Origin of the sequence: Acinetobacter lwoffii (assembly GCF_024129435.1) — a bacterium.
GTDB classification, from domain to species: domain Bacteria; phylum Pseudomonadota; class Gammaproteobacteria; order Pseudomonadales; family Moraxellaceae; genus Acinetobacter; species Acinetobacter lwoffii_F.
On the sequence record NZ_JAMXXN010000034.1, the window covers coordinates 1 to 19,859 of the forward strand.

General features: G+C 39.2%; 16 protein-coding genes and 1 pseudogene. 6 read left to right on the forward strand and 11 right to left on the reverse strand.

Annotation, left to right across the window (positions count from 1 at the left end):
* The first annotated feature begins 330 nt into the window (after nt 1–330).
* From NI455_RS14045 to NI455_RS14060, 4 genes are read left to right on the forward strand one after another with little or no spacing between them, the layout of a single operon-like run.
* The gene (locus tag NI455_RS14045; protein ID WP_253114729.1) at nt 331–942 is read left to right on the forward strand and encodes a Tn7 transposase TnsA N-terminal domain-containing protein; all 612 of its coding nucleotides are present in this window, start codon (nt 331–333) and stop codon (nt 940–942) included.
* A complete protein-coding gene (locus tag NI455_RS14050) occupies nt 935–2,788 on the forward strand; it encodes an integrase catalytic domain-containing protein (protein ID WP_253114730.1) in 1,854 nt (617 codons plus the stop codon). The genes NI455_RS14045 and NI455_RS14050 overlap by 8 nt, the downstream gene beginning before the upstream one ends.
* Nucleotides 2,775–3,761: a TniB family NTP-binding protein gene (locus NI455_RS14055; protein ID WP_253114732.1), complete on the forward strand. Its 987-nt coding sequence runs from the start codon at nt 2,775–2,777 to the stop codon at nt 3,759–3,761. Before NI455_RS14050 ends, NI455_RS14055 begins: the two co-directional genes overlap by 14 nt.
* Nucleotides 3,724–5,031 (forward strand): hypothetical protein, encoded by a 1,308-nt coding sequence (locus NI455_RS14060; RefSeq protein ID WP_253114734.1) that lies wholly within the window; start codon nt 3,724–3,726, stop codon nt 5,029–5,031. Before NI455_RS14055 ends, NI455_RS14060 begins: the two co-directional genes overlap by 38 nt.
* A gap of 323 nt (nt 5,032–5,354) precedes the next feature.
* On the opposite strand, the gene NI455_RS14065 is transcribed toward NI455_RS14060, so the two are convergent.
* Together NI455_RS14065 and NI455_RS14070 are read right to left on the reverse strand one after the other, a co-directional pair.
* Nucleotides 5,355–6,110 (reverse strand): AMP-binding protein, encoded by a 756-nt coding sequence (locus NI455_RS14065; RefSeq protein WP_243474386.1) that lies wholly within the window; start codon nt 6,108–6,110, stop codon nt 5,355–5,357.
* Between the two features lie 35 nt (nt 6,111–6,145).
* Entirely contained in the window at nt 6,146–6,880 is a 735-nt protein-coding gene (locus tag NI455_RS14070; RefSeq protein WP_253101305.1) for a thermostable hemolysin, read from the reverse strand.
* 187 nt (nt 6,881–7,067) lie between these two features.
* Here NI455_RS14070 and NI455_RS14075 point away from each other — a divergent pair, with 187 nt between their 5' ends.
* Complete coding sequence (locus NI455_RS14075) at nt 7,068–7,454, forward strand: diacylglycerol kinase (protein ID WP_004729795.1); 387 nt, start codon at nt 7,068–7,070, stop codon at nt 7,452–7,454.
* Nucleotides 7,455–7,493: 39 nt separating this feature from the next.
* Nucleotides 7,494–8,204 carry a phosphatase PAP2 family protein gene (locus tag NI455_RS14080; RefSeq protein ID WP_243474383.1) on the forward strand — a complete coding sequence of 237 codons (711 nt, stop codon included), beginning with the start codon at nt 7,494–7,496 and terminating at the stop codon, nt 8,202–8,204.
* A gap of 26 nt (nt 8,205–8,230) precedes the next feature.
* Here the strand turns inward: NI455_RS14080 and NI455_RS14085 are convergent, their stop codons facing one another.
* The 9 genes and pseudogenes from NI455_RS14085 to NI455_RS14125 form a co-directional block, all read right to left on the reverse strand.
* Nucleotides 8,231–9,550 carry a sensor histidine kinase gene (locus NI455_RS14085; protein WP_253114736.1) on the reverse strand — a complete coding sequence of 440 codons (1,320 nt, stop codon included), beginning with the start codon at nt 9,548–9,550 and terminating at the stop codon, nt 8,231–8,233.
* A 5-nt stretch (nt 9,551–9,555) separates the two neighbouring features.
* Nucleotides 9,556–10,227, reverse strand: coding sequence for a response regulator transcription factor (locus tag NI455_RS14090; RefSeq protein ID WP_071850710.1), 672 nt, complete (start codon nt 10,225–10,227; stop codon nt 9,556–9,558).
* Between the two features lies 1 nt (nt 10,228).
* Nucleotides 10,229–11,914, reverse strand: a complete 1,686-nt coding sequence (locus NI455_RS14095; protein ID WP_253114738.1) for a phosphoethanolamine transferase — start codon at nt 11,912–11,914, stop codon at nt 10,229–10,231.
* A 105-nt stretch (nt 11,915–12,019) separates the two neighbouring features.
* Nucleotides 12,020–12,616, reverse strand: a pseudogene (locus tag NI455_RS14100) (DUF4010 domain-containing protein); the annotation flags it as partial.
* 646 nt (nt 12,617–13,262) lie between these two features.
* On the reverse strand, nt 13,263–14,636 hold the full coding sequence (locus NI455_RS14105; RefSeq protein ID WP_253114740.1) for an amidohydrolase family protein: 1,374 nt from the start codon (nt 14,634–14,636) through the stop codon (nt 13,263–13,265).
* Between the two features lie 43 nt (nt 14,637–14,679).
* The gene (locus NI455_RS14110; RefSeq protein WP_071850704.1) at nt 14,680–15,600 is read right to left on the reverse strand and encodes an ABC transporter permease; all 921 of its coding nucleotides are present in this window, start codon (nt 15,598–15,600) and stop codon (nt 14,680–14,682) included.
* Between the two features lie 33 nt (nt 15,601–15,633).
* Nucleotides 15,634–16,731, reverse strand: coding sequence for an ABC transporter permease (locus NI455_RS14115; RefSeq protein ID WP_071850703.1), 1,098 nt, complete (start codon nt 16,729–16,731; stop codon nt 15,634–15,636).
* A 41-nt stretch (nt 16,732–16,772) separates the two neighbouring features.
* Complete coding sequence (locus tag NI455_RS14120; RefSeq protein ID WP_253114742.1) at nt 16,773–18,371, reverse strand: ABC transporter ATP-binding protein; 1,599 nt, start codon at nt 18,369–18,371, stop codon at nt 16,773–16,775.
* Nucleotides 18,372–18,490: 119 nt separating this feature from the next.
* A complete protein-coding gene (locus NI455_RS14125) occupies nt 18,491–19,591 on the reverse strand; it encodes a BMP family ABC transporter substrate-binding protein (protein ID WP_253114744.1) in 1,101 nt (366 codons plus the stop codon).
* Between the last annotated feature and the right edge of the window lie 268 nt (nt 19,592–19,859).

Here is a 19,859-nt window from a genome sequence, read left to right on the forward strand (position 1 = left end):
GTAATCGCATAGTATCTTGAATTTGCTGCCAGATATCATCGGTAAGAAGAGTACGTGCCATTGAAAATATAGAAATAAAAATAACTCAAAGAAGGATTTTAAGTATTTAAAACCAATTCTTCAAATGAGGACACGCCCTAGAAAGATGCCACTTACCTAAGACATGATTTGAGTAGAATTTAATTTATAAAGAAAAAATGAAATTAATTAACTTAATGAATGTGGAAAAAATATAAATATTTGATATTGATGGTAAAAATTACAAACCATAATGGTATCAATTTTCAAAATTTTCCATCATAAGGTTAAGCAACTAGATAGGCTTATCTTATGAAAATTCTAAATACCCGGCGAAAAATTATGCCGCATCCACATCGTGTAACAGGTTTGTTCGCAAGTCGCAAAAATGGCTCATATATTGGATGGGAATCACAATTAGAAAAGGATCTTTGCCATTTGCTTGAATGTAATACTGATATTGTGTCCTATGAATCTCAATCAAGAACTTTCGAATATATTGATAATGGAAAGAAAAGAACCTATACACCAGATTTCTTTGTCGTATATTCTGATGGGCGAGAAATGTATTTAGAGGTTAAATTTCAAAAGTTTGTAGAGAAATTTAAACAGGATAAACAGAAAATTTTGGAAGATATCAATAAAGAAAATATATCATTCAAAATTATTACAGAAATTGATATCAGATGCGGATATTTTTTAGAAAATATCAAATATCTTGAAAGATATGCAGATATTCCAGTTAAACAGAGTACATTAGATATAATTGGACAAATTAAAAATAAGTATATATCTATAGAAAGACTTGCTGAAATTGTCCCCCTTCACGAAATATATAATTTAATTTACTTTGATTATTTTGATGTTGATATCAACAATCAGCTAATCAAAAGCAATTCTATTCTAGGATTGTATAATGATTAAAGTAAATTATCAAAATAAAATCTGGAATTTACATCGAGAAGATAATATTTTGATTCTAATTGATGTAAATAATGGATCTAATATTTTAAAAATTGAAAAAAGAGAATTTGAAAATTTGCTTTATCAAAATATTATTGTTTATTTGGATGATTATGCATCGCAAAAACAGACAAGTTCTTTAATGTATTTTGATAACGAAGAAAATCATTCAGAAAAAATTAAAACAAAAATAGAAATAGTAAAAAGATATGTAAATTATGGGAAAGATTACAATAAGAAAGATTTTTGTATATATGCTAAAAAACAATTAAAAATTAAGTGGTCTTTAAGCACAATTAACCGAGTTATAACTGATTTTGAAAAATGTGGAAATAATTTGAATTTTCTGATTCCAAAAAAACAAGTACGGAAAAGTCGTCTTAATAAAAATATTCAAAAAATTATTATGGATTGTATCCAAAAAGAATTTGCAAACACCCATCGAAAAAATATACGAAATCTTTATGAAAAGATAAAGATTGCATTATATAAAATAAATATCGAGGAAGAGGGCTTCCCTTCTTATCAAACGGTTTGTAACTATGTACATAAATATGGGTATGATCTTGATGTAGAGAAAAAACGCCTTGGTAGTAAAGAATATTATAAAAGATATGGTGCTGTTTTTAATGGTGTAAAGACTACTTATCCATTAGAACGTGTTGAAATTGATCATACATATTTAGATATAAAAGTATATGTAGAGGATACGGATGAGTATGGGAACAAGAGAGCTCTGTTTGGGAGACCTGTACTTACTGTTATAAAAGATCATTACACAAAATCTTTTCTTGGCTACTATTTAGCTTTTTATGCTCCAAATACAGAAATCTCAATAAGATGTTTAAAACATGCAATGCAGAGAAAATCTGAAAAGTATTCTGAAATTGGTGAGGAATGGATTCAATATGGAAGAATCAAAGAAATCGTAATGGATAATGGTACTGAATTTAAAAGTAAAAAATTTGCAGAGGTTTGTCTTAACTTAGGAATAAACCTTATATACTCATCTTCATATGAGCCGTGGTTGAAAGGCACGGTAGAGTCAGCATTTAATAATTTAAGTACACTTTTAGAACGATTACCTTCTAAAATAAGAAAAGATATTATCGTTGGTCAGAAAGTAGAAGAAACAGTTATCTCATTTCAGAATTTAGATTTTTTATTAAATTTATGGATAATTAAAGATTATCATAATAAATATAATGAAAGAACGAAAAATACAGCAAATAATCTATGGGTTAATTATTTTAAAGATAATAATATTTTAGATGCTGAGATAGAAAATATTAATTTTGATCTGATGGATGTTGAAACAATATATCGCAAACTTTCTCGAAAAGGAATTGTTATTAATGCAGTTCGCTACAACTCTAATGAATTAAATGATTTATTTAAAAGGAATAAGAAATTTAATGCTTTGACCATAAAAGCTAAAATTAATATAAATAGTGATGATGTGTCTTATATATATGTATTTGATGAGATGTATGATAAATATTTAAAAGTTAGTAATATAGATGGTATTCCTGTCGGCTTTTCAAGTAAAGACTTAAAATTTAGAAATAAAAAACAAAATATTTTAAAGCATAAAATTAACAGGATTCATGATAAAAAAGTAAATGAGGTAAATCAAAGTATAAATTCTATTATAAATAAAAGTAAATATGATCAAAAAGCTTTAAGAAGGAAAAAGATATCAAGCGATAATACAATTATTAAGTCACCTAAGAAACCAGAAGTGATTGATTTAGACATTCAAGAATCTATTTATGCTGATGGAGGTCTATTTGATGTCGATGATTAGTGAGGCTCAATTAGCAAAAATTGCAAATATTGAATCTATTTATATCCCTTATCCAAATATCCAGAAAGCTAAAAATAAGCTTAAGGAAGTCTTGGAGTTGAACAGTTTTCTTGCTGAACCTGAATGTGTATTACTAACAGGTGATAGTGGGTCTGGTAAAACCTCATTTATAAAACAATTCGTTAGTCACTATCCCGTAATCTATGATGATGAAGTAGACATCAGGACTGTGATTTATGTTGAGATACCCTCTCAAGCGAGTATTAAAGACCTTTGCATAGTAATACTTAAAGCTTTTGATGATCCTGTTGATAATAGTAAATTAACGAAGTTAGTACTTGGTGAGAAAGTGATTAATTTTGCTAAGCTGGCTAAGACTAAACTTTTGATCCTAGATGAATTTCAGCATCTTACAGAAAAATCTACTTTAACCAAAGTAGATAATCTTGCTAATTGGATTAAAAATTTTATAAATGTTACAAGAATTCCTGTGTTAATTGTGGGTATGCCTGAATCAGAATATGTACTTTCTGAAAATGCTCAACTTAGTAGAAGATTCTATACAAGGTATAAACTTGAATTCTTTTCATTAGCTACCTCAAGAGATGTGGGTGTTTATTATAAATTTTTAAAAAATTTAAGTGGTCAACTAGATTTTGACAACTCAGATATCATAATTAATAAATTTTATTCTATTTCATTGTATTACGTGGCAAACAAAAATTTAGCATTATTTATGCGCATTATAAGATTTGCTTGCCGAATTGCCATTTTACAAAAGGTTAACCACCTTAAATTTGAACATTTTTTGCATGCACTGAACGAGTTGCGGCATTATCAATATATTAATGATTTTACGTATGCTTTTCGGTCAAAAAATTATGAGGTGATCAAAACATCTTTAGTAAATGAAAAAGTTGATTGGAGTAGTATTAATGAACAGTTTAGTCATCAGACCGAATCCATTAGATAATGAACATATCCTAGGATATGTTTTTAGAATAATAAGATTAAATTATATTCATGATGCTCAACAATATCTTTCTCAATTTACAAATGCTAAATCTTTAAGAAAATGTCTAACAAATATACTTAACCAAGAATTTGATATTAATCTGTTTTCAGAACATCTAAGAAAAGATCCTGAGTTGATCAGGTCTCTTTACTGGCAAGAACAATTAAATAAACCTACATCTAATTGCCCAACGATCTGCAGTTTATGTTATGCAAAACAGAGTTTTATTGATAAAAATTGGATGTCCCCTTTACAAGTAATTTGTGAAAAGCATCTAGTGTTTTTAACAAATAAATGTAAGCACTGTGGTCGTGTTTTGGAATGGCAATTTATAGAATTTCATACCTGTCGAACATGTAAAGAACCAATATTTTCTGATCCGATAGAACCGTCTTTGCTATCCCAATCACTGTATTTAGACTATATTTTAAACAAGAGAAGACATTTTTCTTTTTCTGATCACCAGTTGGCTAGTACCCTTTCTTTCTTTTTACTGCTGACTGAAGGTCAATCTTATTATAATACTCAAAGCAATTTTTATCGGGCACATGATTATTCTCAAAAAAGGATATTGGCAAGTTATGACTGTTCACTTAACTACTTTTTAAAAAATAACTTATTTGAAGATTTCTTAATACAATTATATGAAAACACTCCATATGATACTCAGAGAAGGAGTAGAATATACGAATGCTTTACCCAAATTGACCAATACATAAACGATCAGTTTGTAAGACATCAGCTAATTAGCTCTATAAAAAAGTGTTATTTCCTCAAAAATAAAATTAGTAAATCTGTTTATGTAAAAATTAAATCTATTATTAACTCTAATAGCAATTATCATAATAGTTATATTGGATTAAATAATATTCGACGAGAGATTTTTGATTTAATAACCCTATTTCAATTTAAATACATTACTAAGACAAATACTTCTACACTAAAGTTTCTTATTGAAAATTCTTTTATAGACGTACTCAAGTCTAAAAATGGGACTTATAAATATATCTCAATTTATTCACTATATAAACTCATGAATTCATTGAAAATGTATTCTTCTATACTAAATAGTAATGATGAAAAAAATTTAATAAAATTTCGGGATTTAAGTATAGAAGATAAGAAAAACTTTCTTTATTCTGTATTAGGTGGTAGTCCTTGCAAGTATGAATATAATGTATTAACAGGAATTGATGATATCAAAGTTGTTATAAATCACTGCTTATAAAGAAATCATAATTATTCGTCCTAATTTATTTCTACTGTTTTTTTATCTAAGATTTCATTATTAGCTTTAATTTCTTAAAAAAATCGTCCACTGGTTATAATTTCATTTTTAACTTGAAATCACAGTGAATTTCAAAATTAAGTTTTTTTATCAAAAATCGATATAGCTAAATCAGTTACTTAGAGATGGTAAAATTTCAAAATTCACTTTTATAGACAGTTCATATCTTCCTTGTCCATAAAAGTGAATTTTGAAATTTTTAGAAGAAAATTGAATTAATCAGTCCAGCCCAATAAAACTGGGCTGATACTTTATTGTGGGATTTAGCAGACGCTCTGCACTGCATTTACAAACCGCTCTGTCTCAAAAGTATGATTAGATGTCAGGCCAAACTGGCTCACCTCGCCAACAATTACGGCGCGTCCCATGCTCAGTGCGACATAAATGCCGGCAATATTTTCTAATAAGGTGGCAAATGGAATCAGGCACAAATGCCGTCCAAGCTGACTGCTGGCCAGTGCCTGGCTCAGTGAATGAGTAATAGACTCAATGGTGTCTTCAGCCAGACACACGCCTTTCGGTGTCCCGGTACTGCCCGAGGTATAGGTGATTTTTGCCGGTTGCTGGGTTTGTAAAGAAGATGAATACTGTACTGCCTGCTCTAGCTGAAAAAAGCGTGCATGTAGCTGGCCAGTAATGGAAATCTCATCTCTACTCATGTCTTTAGCTAGATTTAACAGCCATTCTGGTGCAGAGAAAGATTCATCCAGAATACAGAGCAGCTCGGTTCGGCTGTCGGAAAGCAGATGCCGTACCTGCGCTGCAGTAAAAAACAGAGGCACCGGAATCACGGTCATGCCGGCTTTTTGTGCGGCAAGATCGACTACAATCCAGTCTATACTATTTATGCCCCACAAGGCCAGATGGCGCAGATTAAGCTGCTTGAAACTGGCACTCAATAATTCTACCCGCTGCTGTAGCTCCGCATAGCTGAGTGTTGCCTGTGCGGTGACTACCGCTTCTCGTTGCGGATATTGTCGTGCTTGCAGGTTGATACGTTCAAATAAAGCAGTCATCATTTAAATTCTGTGCCTCGCTGATCAAGCAAAATGCTTTAATGACTAAATTGATAAAGTTGACGAGCGACTTGTAGGGCTTCTGCCACATCAATCGCCAGCACATAAGGTTTCTGCTGGTAATAACTGCCCCACAGGCGTTGTGCCTCTCCAAGGACTTGCGGATCAGCCTTTTCAAGCACATGAAAACGTAATCCCATCTGTTGCAACACATAACGTACTGCAGTTGTTCCGGTACATACTGCCCTTTCAATGCATTGCTGCGAGAGATGAAAGACCAGAAATGCCACTATCAGTTTGGCCTGATTCATGTCTACTGCAGCTAAGTTGCCAATTTCTACAATCTTGTTCCGACTAACCTCCGCCTGACTGAGCTTGCCAAGAATATTTTCAATTGGTTCATCGAGATACTGTTCCAGGAAGGCATTGGTTTGGTGTAAATGCTCCATGCCAATAACAACTTGCATTTTGGCTCCGTCATAACCGGCAAACAGGGTCGAAGAGAAGGTTGATATCGTGGCCTGATGGACTTGTTGATATTTTTCTTGAATAAAATTTTCCAGTGCTCGACGTTCACACGTCTCACCACGGTGTACAGTTTGTACTCTTAGTTGTAGAGCATTATCTTGTACCGAGATCACGGGATCAAAGTGATGGGCCTGTAGTGAAAATTTATTTAGACTGATTTGTTTTTTGTATTGAGACTGCTTGAAATATCCATCCAAATAATGAATCTGATCAGATGACTGAGGATCAAAACTAAACTTGATCATTCGGCTCATACCACGAAATTAACTTGGTACTCAAGATAGAAGTCCTACCTTAAAAAATTCTTAATTTTGTGCAAAAGAATGTAAAAGCTATGTGTATAAAAAATCCAGAGAACGGCCGGTTTTTTTAAGAGCATTTTAAGATTGAAAATTTAAGTTAATCCTATCTCTTGTTAACTGAAACTGTTCTATGTCTTCCTACCGCTCACCTTATAAAGGCACCTCAGGAACGCAGCGTATTTTTAATGCGACCCGTTATTCCCTGGCTGGTTTTAAAACCGCCTTTCAAAATGAGGCTGCCTTCCGGCAAATTCTGCTGATCAACCTTATTTTGATTCCTCTAAGTTTTTGGATGCCGGTTAGTCCAGCTGAGCAAGCGCTGATGGTCGCCGTATGCCTACTGGCGTTGATCATTGAACTGATTAACTCAGCGATAGAGGCAGTGGTAGACCGTATTTCCATGGAACGGCATGAACTGTCTAAAAATGCCAAGGATATGGGCAGTGCGGCTCAGTTTGTAGCACTCAGTTTAATTGCTCTGACCTGGGGCATCATTTTGGCTGGTCATTTGATTTGACCTCTGCTCTTGCTACTGCCTGAAATGGACAACTTAAAAATGATCACTGACCGTTCCCGGTTTTTACTGACCCAAACTTTACTTTTAATCTTCAGTTTTTTGATTCTTCTCAACTTCTTTGACATTGGAGGAGTGCTGGACTTACAGCTCATCTATCCATTTATCGATGATCAGGGTCAATTTCCCCTTCGACAACAATGGGCACTGGCAGAACTCAATCATCGCTATGTGAAAGACCTGCTGATTCTGGTGTATATCACATTATTGCTGGGCTGGCTGGCATCACTGAAATGGCAAAACTGGCATATACGGCGCTGGGAATTTGGCTATTTTTTTAGCATGGTGGTGCTGACCACGGCCTCGATCGGAATTTTAAAATCTCAGTCAGTCCATGCCTGTCCCTGGGATATGACCATACCTACCCATAATGGGATTTTGTGGGATTTTAGTGCCACTGCGGGTCACTGTTTTCCTGGAGGGCATGCATCTAGTGGTTTTGCCTTGATGGCCGGCTATTTTGTTTATCGTATTTCTAACCGCAAGCGGGCTTATTTTCTTTTGATCGCTGCAGTAATTTTAGGGTTGGCCATGGGCTGGGCACAAATGATGCGCGGAGCACATTTCCTGAGTCATAACCTGTGGACTGGCTGGATTATCTGGTGCATGAATATTATCGGCTATGCGTTGTTTAGCCATAAACTACCCATAGAAAAGACCACTTCTATACGCTCTAGTATCAAGCAACCTTAACCCCCAAAAACTAGAGGCCTATTCGCTTAGGCTTCGCCTAAAGGAAACTTGACCTGTACACACAGGCCGCCCAGATTAATACTTCGCGAAAATTCCAGTGTTCCACCTAAGCGCTCGGTAGCTTTATCTACAATGGATAAACCCAAACCACTGCCAATTTCTGCATGGTTATGTATCCGGTAGAAGCGTTGCCGGATCTGATTGAATTGAGCAGGATCTATCCCTGCCCCACTGTCTTCAATTTGTAAAACCGCCTGCCGGCCTTGCTGGAAAATAGATACATTAATCACGCCATCCTTCGGACTGTATTTAATTGCATTATCAATTAAATTATAAATAATCGAGTGCAAAGCTGAAGCCTGGCCCTGAATCTGCAGTTCCTGTTGCTGTTCTACGCCCAAATCAATGTCTTTCTGTAGCGCCAATTGAATTAGTTCTTCGATACAGGTGACTGTCATTTGATTCAGTGATAGCAATTGAACAGGTTCGCTTAAACCTTCGGTCACATCCTGTTTTGCCAGACTCAATAACTGGTTGACCAGATGCTGCATACGCAAAATGCCTTGACTCAAATTATGGATAGACTCGCTTTGAGGGAACTGCTGTAGCAAAATTTGCAGCTGTAAGTTTAGTGCTGTCAGTGGCGTGCGTAATTCATGGGCAGAATCCGCTACAAATTGACGTTGTTCCTGTTGGGCCAGAGAAATGCGGCCAAACAAATAATTCATTTCCTGAATGGTCGGTTCCAGCTCCAAAGGATAATCTTTCATTGCAATTGGCTTTAAGTCTTGTGCCTTGCGGCTGGCCAATTCAGTTTTAAAATCATTGAGCGGCTGAAAATTTTTCCGGATCATCCAGCCTAAGCCAAATACTGCAAAAGGTAAAAAAAGCACATAAGGAAGAAACATATTGGCTGCCAGCTCCAGCGCCAGTTCCTGCCGGACATTTTGCTGCTGGCTCACCTGAATCTGTAATTGCTTACCAGGAATAATATAAGTTAACCAGGTTCCATACGGCGTTTGATGCTTGTAGAAACCTGCTTTCCTGACCGGCGCCACCAGAACATCCTGCGGATGCAAGGAAGTGGCTGTATCTGTATAGGACCAGATATCTACAAATAAATCTTCTTCACTGTACTGTTTTGCCAGATCGATTTGACTTTGTAAGGGTTGCGGATGATTTTCTGAAATACGTTCTGCCAGACTTTGCATCTGTTTATCCAGTACTTCATTAATTTCTTCGAGCGCAATTCGGTATGCTGCAAAGATCAGCACACAGCCCAATACCACGCTAAACAGTGAAATATAAATAACCAGACGTTTTTGCAAGGAATAACGTTTCTGCATGGTGCTCATCCTAAACGATATCCTAGCCCACGTATGGTACGGATGAAGTCTTTTCCTAATTTTGCCCGCAGATGATGGATATAGACTTCTACCGTATTACTACTGACATCACTATCAAAGTCATAAAGCTTGTCTTCCAAATCATTCTTGGAAAAAATTTTATTCGGATGATTTAACATGGCCATTAAGATGGACCATTCCCGGTTGGATAATTCTATAGCCTGTCCATTAAACAGAGCGATATGCTGCTCCAGATCTAGTTCCAAACCGCTGTGTGATAATTTCTTATTCGTATCTATCCCGGTATTTTTTAAACCACTACGGCGTATTAAGGCATGAATACGGGCCAGCAACTCGTCAAATTCATAAGGCTTGATTAAATAGTCATCTGCTCCCTGATTCAGCCCATCTACCCGGTTTTGTAATTGATCCCGGGCAGAAATAATCAGCACCGGTAAATTCGGAAACTTCTGCCGGATATTTTTTAGCACCAGCATGCCATCCATCATCGGCAAGCCTAAATCGAGCAGGACAATATCATATGCCTGCTGCTGTAACTGTTTTAAACCCTCAATCCCATTATTGACCCAGTACACATCAAACTGATGCAGCTTGAGCAATGTTTCAGTCGACTCGGCAATCATAAAGTCGTCTTCAATAATCAGTATTTTATGCATTTCAAGCTCTGTTCTTTAATGATGGTGAGCATTGTGCAAGCATATCATTTTTAGCTTCAGTCACTTGCGTTTTTATATCCAGTAAACTTAATAAGCTGGGGAAAAGATGATCCTGACTACGGGCCTGTTCGGTCTGTCCTTTGAGACAGCTGACCTGCTGGGTATTCTGCTGCTTCCAGGCATCGGAGAACCACATCAGCATCGGGACATGGGTTTGCTGGGTCGGCGCCATACTATAAGGTGCACCATGCAGGTATAAACCATGCTCTCCGGTAGATTCTCCATGATCAGACAGGTACCAGAAACCGGTCTGATACTGTGTTTGCTGCTTCAAAGTTTCAATGATTTGAGCAAGGACATGGTCTGTATATACAATCGAATTATCATAACTATTCTTTAATTCTTCAGCACTACAGCCCTGAATGGCATTGCTATTACAGGTGGGTTGAAATGGCTGATACGGCGTTTTGGAACGCTTGAAATATGCTGGCCCATGACTGCCCATCTGATGTAGCACGATTAACTGCGGTTTCTGGTTATTTTTATCCAGATGCGCCAGATAATCTTTCAGGCTATCCACCAGAATTTCATCAAAACATTCACCACCAGCATCACACCACTTCTGTTTCAGTTGTGCCGGAATCTGATACTTTTGTACCCGGTCACAGGCACCTTTACAGCCTGAGTTATTATCAATCCAGGTCACCTGATATCCGGCGCGCTGAGCAATATCCAGCAAACCTTCACGGTGGCTGGCTAGCTGTTCATCATAGGTTTCACGTGACATGCCCGAAAACATACAAGGCACTGAAACGGCAGTTGCAGTTCCACAAGAGCTCACCTGATTGAAATTAATCACCGCTAACTTGCTCAGTTCAGGATTGGTATTGCGCGCATAGCCATTTAAAGCAAAACTCTCGGCACGTGCAGTTTCTCCAACAACTAGCACCATCAATTTGGGATGATGCTGCATTTGGGCCTGCTGTAACAGATGTACATCTTCGCCGAAAACCACCAAAGGTAAATTCGCTTTAGGTGCTTTCTTTTTATAATAGGACAAGGTGGACGCGATGCTATTTTGTGGAGAAAGCATGCCTTTCAGATCACGATGCTCGCGGAAGATAGCAGCATAATCGACATAGAAACAGAACAATAAACCTAGAATCAGTCCGAGTGAGACTACACTGCTCAGGCTTTTATGCACCAGCTGATGCCCAAGCGATGCAGGCTGAATTTTAAGCATCCAGATGATAAAAAGTGGAAAAACTACAAATACTAGTGTCCAGATGACCAGTCGCATTGACCAGAGATCTCGAACTTCACGGGCATCGGTTTGCAGCATATTCTGGATCTGGTCAGGCGTAATAACGACCCCCAGACTATTGACAAAATAAGCACTAAAGCCACCCAGAATGATCAAGACACTGGCCAGTATTTTGGCGTTCCATTTCCAGTTCAGCCACTGTAATACCAGGTTGTAAAACGCAATAATGATCAGTGCCGTAGCGACCAGTAACAGGCCTGCTTTTAGATTGGCATAAGGCGTAAATTCATGAATTTTCTGATAGAAAGCAAAGTTTAGGATCAGTCCTAGCCACATAGCCAGCAACATATTGAAGCCTGAAAGGCTAATCGACTTTTTAGGTCGCTGACTAAAAGAAGACGAATGGGAAAACAGCTTCAGCATGATCCATGGCTCAAAGACTTTAAGATGCTTTAGCCTAGAATCTGAATCTTAAAAATGACTTAAAATGATTGGATCATTTCATAATATATGCAAACCAGCCCTTCTTTATTTCAAACTCAGGAGAATAAAGATAAGTCCTAACATATGTAGAGTCTGGCTAGGCGCAAAATACAGAAAAAACTTCCATCCACCGGTCACAAAAGAATTAATACTTTTAGACACCGCATGTGCCGCAAGTCCAATCATGACAGCATAAATTAAAGTCAGGTTGTGAGGATTTCCTTGTATCACTACACCTGCTACAGCAGCATGCACTTCAAATAAAGAGGCTAAAAAAGTGCCTAAGATTAAGCCGCTATCCCCCAGTAAAAGATTCGCGCCGTAAATCCCAGCCTGGATTAAGGTCAAACTGACCGCAATAATCACCGCTTCTTTGATACTGAACATTCGGCTATCAATTTCTTGTATTTCATTGATGGTCGTACTGTTATCCGCTTGGGGAGTTCGATAAATCAAGAATCCGGCAGCAATACATAAAATTCCGATGCCCACCAAACTCGGAATCAGCAAGAACTTGAACCACTCTACGCTCACTCCCAGAACAATCAGCAAAAGCTGTAATAAGGTGGCAATACAGGAGATTAATCCCGCACCTGCATTTAATTTAGCACTGACCCGCCCGGATCGGACTTGCATGCCCAAAAACGAATGCGCTTAATTGAACATGCAAACTTTTTACTCATTGTGATCCACTGCCCTAAGTTCTAATAACCAAATTTCTGAATGAGCCTAGTTATACTTGAACGTTAAGATGAATAAAAATGATTTAAACTCAATGAAAAGTGAATATTACTCATGATTGGTTGTTCTTAAGATATCAAGATCACTTATTGAAGAAAAATATGAAAGATTTCCTCTATGTAATTATAGTGTTTAATAGATGTTAAAATAATGATTATTAATAACTTAAAATAAATTCTATCGAATATTAAGTGGATGAAAATGAGTGATAAATTCGAAGAATGGTTTATAGTGGATTAGATACATTTTAGGAGTGAATGAATGAAACTCATCTAAAGTTTAGAAAATATCAGTCCATTCACTCTGTTTAATTTCATTTAAATCATTCGTTAGAAAATGTGACTTGAAAAAAGCCGATTCAATTCAGCAGAAACAAGCTCTCATATTATGCAAATTCCAGCCTATCTCTCAGCACCCAAGAGTAATCACCCAGATATGCACTTAATATTGATTCACTCTAAGTCTAAACTCTTGATGAGTGCAGATGAGAATTTGGTATCTGAGGTCGTTCTATCATCAATAGATAACCTCAACCATCGCTGAGACCTCAAAATTCTTCCCGCTGTAATTCATTCACCGTTTGCTCCTGCTTTGCAAACCACTGATCACGACGTTCAAATAAACGTGGTGCCGCTTGATTGACCTGATCGATCAAAGCCTGTAAATCGGCATTGATCAAACGGCCATTTTTAACCACAGTCTGTCCCGCCACCATCGTCATGACCACATCTTGGCCTTGAACTGCATGGACTAAATTGGTATGCAGATTAAATAATTTTCCATGATCGATCAACGGCGTCATCCGTGGTGTATCCAGTTTGACTGCAATCAGGTCTGCCTGTTTCCCGACTTCCAATGAACCAATTTCATCTTGCATACCTAAGGCTTTAGCTCCTGTAATCGTAGCCATTTGACAGACTGACCAAGCATCCAGAGCAGCCGCATCTAAATTCGAAAACTTTGCCAATAATGATGCTGTTTTCATTTCTTCAAATAGATCCAGATTATTGTTTTCTTTTTCGCCGTCCGTACCCAAACCTACCGCAACACCTTGACGTAGCATTTCAACCACAGGTGCTGCACCGGAGGCCAATTTCATATTGGAAATCGGGTTATGGGCTACACCGACTGCATGTCGCCTTAAAATCTGAATTTCATTTGTATCTGCCCACACGCAATGTGCCAACAAGGTTTTAGGCAGATCCAGCAAACCCAGTTTTTGCAGACTCTCAATCGGGCGAATACCTGAACGGTGCAGGTTTTCCTGTACATCAAATTGGCTTTCATTGCTGTGGGTATGAAAACCGGTTTTATAATCCCGACAAAGTTTCTCAATACGGCTTAATGCTGAAGCTTCAGCATAAAACAGGTGCTCTAAACCTACCCAAACCTGAATACGTCCATTCGCCTGCTGATGCCAACGGTTGATTAAAGCTTCGTTACTTTTTAAGGTTTCAAAATAATTGTGATCCGGATGATCTGCGACATAAGGTACAAGAACAGCACGAATTCCCAACGCTTGCGCAGCTTCAGCACTTCCGTCCATATAGCGCCACATATCGACAATGGTGGTGGTTCCCGACAAAAGTGCCTCGGCATAACACAAATAAGAAGCAATCTTCGCATCCTCTGGTGTCAATACTCGGTGCATCGGGTCAATATACTGCTGTAACCAATCCCAAACCGGTAATCCTTCTGCCGTGCCACGCAATAAACCGGAATGACAATGGGTATTGATCAAGCCCGGCATCAGGATCGTTTGTGGGTAATCCTCAATGAGCACCTCTGGATAGCATTGAGTTAACTGTGCCAATGTACCCACTGCTTTTATTTTGTCGCCATCAATCAGTATCGCGCCATTTTTAATACATTCATTCTGCGTGTTCATGGTGAGGACATAGGAAGCTGTTAAAATTTTCATGATTTATACTCAAATCTATTCTATTTATGATGAATGGCTACGGTTATGGCACGAAGGTTTTACCTAAAGAAGATGGCAAATTCATTTTGAGTACTTTTTTATTCCGCGAAATCATGACCAGTACCACAATGGTGGCTATATAGGGCAATGCGGCAAGCAGCTCGTTCGGAACCTTGATTCCAAGCGCCTGGGCGTGAAATTGTAAAATGGTGACGCCCCCAAACAGGTAAGCGCCGAGCATTAAACGTGTGGGTTTCCACACCGCAAATACTACCAGTGCAATGGCGATCCAGCCGCGGCCTGCCACCATATTTTCAATCCACATCGGGGTATATACGGTTGATAAAAATGCTCCGCCAACCCCTGCCATCAAACCGCCAAATAGTACTGCGCCATAACGAATCGCCAACACGTGGTAACCCATGGCATGCGCACTTTCCGGTGATTCTCCAACTGCTTTAAGCAATAAGCCCAAACGGGTTTTCGCCAAGACAAACCACACCAGAAAAAAGCTCAAGATCGACAAATACACCACATAGTTTTGCTGGAACAAAATCGGACCCAATACTGGAATATCCGCTAATAGTGGAATATTAAAATTAGCCAGACCCGGTAAAGCCATACTGACGTAGTTCTGACCCAAAAATGCAGAGATACCGAGTCCAAAAATGGTTAAAGCCAAACCACACGCGGATTGATTGGTACTTAAAGACAAGGTAAAAAAGGCAAAAATCAGGGCCATCAGCATGCCTGCCAGACCACCCATCAATAAGGCACTTAATACACTGGCATCGTATTGCGCAGCAAAAGCAAAACCTGCAATTGCACCGACCAGCATCATCCCTTCTACTCCAAGATTAATCACACCAGTCCGCTGTGTGACCAATTCCCCCAGACCTGCGAAAATCAGTGGTGTTGCTGCCGCAACAGTACCTGCAAGAATTGCGGTTAATTCTAAAGCCATATCATGCTTCCTTTTGCTGTAGACAACATTGGGTTAAAGGGTGGTTGCTGTAGGCTGAGGGACCGGTGACGCCATTTTTTTGCTAAACCGGTAACGGTTTTCAATTAAGGCATCGGAAGCCAACAGGAAAAATAACAGCAGGCCCTGGAAGATACCGGTAATCGCGACCGGAAGCTGGAGCTGCATTTGTGCCATTTCACCGCCCAGATAAATCAGCGCCATAAAACAGCCTGACAGCACAATACCGATGGGGTTTAAACGCCCGAGATAGGCCACGATAATCGCTGCATAGCCATAACCTGGGGACAGGTTCGGATTCAGCTGACCAATAGGTCCAGCCACTTCACAGATTCCGGCAATACCTGCCATCATTCCGGAAATCACCAGACTCATCCAGATCGCTTTGGAGGAAGAAAAACCTGCGTATTTGGCAGCTAACGGTGCCTGACCGCTGACTTCCAGTTTATAGGCCGTTAGACTTTTACGCATAAAAACCCAGAACAGGAGGACTGCAAAAAAAGTGATAAAGATAGAGGCATTAATGCGTGTGCCTTCTACAATGAAGGGCAGCGTTGCACTCTCACTAAAAACCACCGATTGTGGGAAGTTCATCCCTTCAGGATCACGCCAGGGACCATTGACCAGATATAGCAACACACATACTGCAACATAATTCATCATCAGGGTGGTCAGGGTTTCTTCGGCATTAAAATGGGTTTTCAGTAAGGCAGGAATTGCGCCCCAGAGTGCCCCACCAAGTGCGCCCATGACGATCATTAACGGGAGAACCCACCAACCGATTTGATCATGAAATAAAATCGCAATACCACCGCCAAAAATTGCCCCGATGGTAAGCTGACCTTCAGCACCAATATTGAATAATTTGGCTCGAAATCCAACCGCCAGCCCCAAGGCAATCAGAATCAGAGGCCCGGCTTTCACTGCCAGTTCACTCCAACCATAAGAGGAAGTCAGCGGTTCAATAAAGAAGATGTACATGGCTTGCGCGGGATTAATCCCCAACATTAAAAATAAAATGCTACCGACAATCAGCATGGCCAGCAGCGCAATGAGCGGTGAAAGCCACTTCATGATGTGAGATGGATGTTCACGCGGTTCCAGTAAATGCATGTCGCTCTCCTCTCAACCTGTATATTTGTTTTTTGGCTATATTAAGCATGAGCTTGCTGCTCCTCTACGATGATCGCAGTGTCATGACTTGAAATACCTGACATCAAGACCCCAACATTTTCAGTATTGGTTTCATGGGTAGGCATCGCTGGAGATAGTTCACCATTGGCCAATACACAGAGACGATCACTGATTTCAAACAGCTCTTCTAATTCTTCTGAAATCACCAAAATAGCGACGCCTTGTCGAGAGAGATCAATCAGGGTTTGCCGGATAAACATGGACGCGCCGACATCAACACCCCAGGTCGGTTGAGCCACAATCAGGAATTTCGGATTTTGCAAAATTTCCCGGCCTACAATAAATTTTTGTAAATTTCCACCCGACAAGGAACGTGCTTCAGCCTCTGCACCACTAGCTTTCACCCCGAATTTTTCAATACAGTGCTCGGCAAAAAGCTTACATTGCAAAAACTTGATTAATCCCCATTGCGTCAGGTTCTGCCGAAATGCAGTCAGTAAGGCATTCTGGGACAGTGTCATGTTCGGAACTGCTCCTCGGCCCAAACGTTCTTCAGGTACGAAGCCCAGACCCAAGTCACGCCGTTGTCCGGGACTGAAGCTGGAAATATCGATTTGATCCAGAACCATCCGGCCATGTTTCAGGCTGTTTTCTCCCGACAATAAAGACAGCAATTCTGCTTGCCCGTTGCCAGAAATCCCGGCGATTCCTACAATTTCACCGGCACAAATATTTAAATTGATATTTTTCAGCGATACACCAAAAGGATCATCGGACTGGTAATTGAGATTCTCGACCTGAAATAGCACCTGTTTTTCACCTGTATATTCTGGGCGTACATAGGTCGGTAAATCACGGCCAATCATTAAGCGCGCTAAATCACTGGTGCTGTTGTCTTTGGGATTAACATTTCCGGTCACACGGCCATTACGCAAGATGGTCGCTTCATCACAGAGTTCTTTAATCTCATGTAATTTATGACTGATATATAAAATTGAAACGCCTTGGGAGGCCAATAAACGTAAGGTTTTAAACAGTTGCCTTACTGCTTGTGGCGTCAGTACCGAAGTCGGCTCATCTAGAATAATTAAAGCCGGGTTTTGCAAAAGGCAGCGAATAATTTCGACACGTTGCCGCTCACCTACCGATAAAGAATGTACTTCGCGGCGTGGATCAATGGGTAAACCGTATTGTTCTGAAACTTCAATGATTTTTTGGCTCAGTATTTTTAAGTTAATTTTTTCATCCAGTCCCAGCAAAATATTTTCTACTACGGTCAAGGTTTCAAACAAAGAGAAATGCTGATAGACCATGCCAATCCCGAGCTTTCTTGCCATCGACGGGTTATCAATATGAACTTCTTTACCGTTCCAGAGGATTTGTCCCTGATTTGCCTTGGTTGCCCCATAAATGATTTTCATCAGGGTACTTTTGCCGGCACCATTTTCACCCAGAATGGCATGAATCTGCCCAGGTTGAACCGTTAAATGTATTTGGTCATTCGCTTTCAATGAATTGTAACTTTTACAGATATTAATGAGCTGTAAACGCGGTACACCTGAAGAAGCCATGTTCCTCTTTTGTATATGAGCAGATCTATCGTGTTGAGAGGTCATCATCAGTGCCCTATTCCATGCCGTAGCAATTCAGCATCCATCGATGGTTGTCAGGCATGCAAATGGATGCAGAAAAGTACATCAAAGTGTTTAAAGATTTTTAATTGCAAAATGGCAAAGCTTTATTTCGGTAATGAACCCTCTACGCCCTTCACGTAGTAATTCATTTTACTTAGTGCCGCATCATCTAGGCGCTTGCCTTTTGCCAAGACCAATGTACCATCCTGTTTATGAATCGGGCCGGTAAATGGATGCAGTGTGCCTTTTAAAATGCCATCACGTACGCTGAGCGCTTTTGCTTTAGAGGCTGCCGACACTGAAGGACCAAAGCTTTCGATATCGACGGCTTTTTGTTTTACGCCATACCACATTGCACTTGGTTTCCAGGTTTTCTTGCTGACTTGCGTCATTACCGGAGTATAAATTTTTTCCCAATGTAAAACCGATGCAGCAAGATGCGCTTTAGGGCCAAATTTGCTCATGTCAGAATCCCAGCCAAAAGCAAAGACACCTTTTTGTTCAGCCGCCTGTACCACTGCTGGAGAATCGGTATTTTGCATCAGCACATCTGCGCCTTGAGCAATCAAAGCCAAGGCTGCATCACGTTCTTTGCCCGGGTTAAACCATGAATTCACCCAAATGACTTTGGTTTTAATTTTTGGATTTACACTTTGTGCACCGAGGGTATAGGCATTGATATTACGGATAACTTCAGGAATCGGAAAAGACGCGACTACGCCCAATACATTATTTTTGGTTTTTTGCCCTGCGACCACACCCAGCATATAAGCGCCTTCATAGGTACGGACATCGTAGACCCCTAAATTTTTGCCCTGCTTATAACCGGTTGCATGCATAAATACTGTATTTGGAAATTGCTTGGATACTTTTTCCATCGCATTCATATAACCGAACGAGGTTGCAAAAATGACTTTATTGCCTTGTTGTGCCAGGTTACGGATCACACGTTCGGCATCTGCTGTTTCAGGGACATTTTCGATATAAGAGGTTTTATATTTTCCTGCGAGGGTTTTTTCAGCCTTAATCCGGCCCTGATCGTGAGAATAGGTCCAGCCATGGTCGCTGGTTGGGCCAATATAAACAAATGCGGCTTTATCTTGGGCCTGAACATTGGCGACAGCGGCCATGCCCATTACACCACTTGCCATTAATACCCCTACCAATTTTTTCAATCCGGTTTTCAAGCTATTTTTTTCTTTCATTCTATTCTGCTCTTGGTTGTTCTGTGTCATGCAACACATGCTTTAAAAATGACTTCACTCAAATGCGCTCAGTCTGTTCAAGATATAATTAGCAATAAGTATTCCAGTTTTTATCAAAAATAATAAAAACAGGCTTTTAAAATAAAATGTTTTTGTTTTTATGATTTAATTAAAAAGGGCTTTGTTGCATAAAGGTTTGAAAGGCTGAGTTCCCTTAAGCTACTCAAATTTAAGAGACAACTTGGGTATGAGGGCGACCTAATTCTGT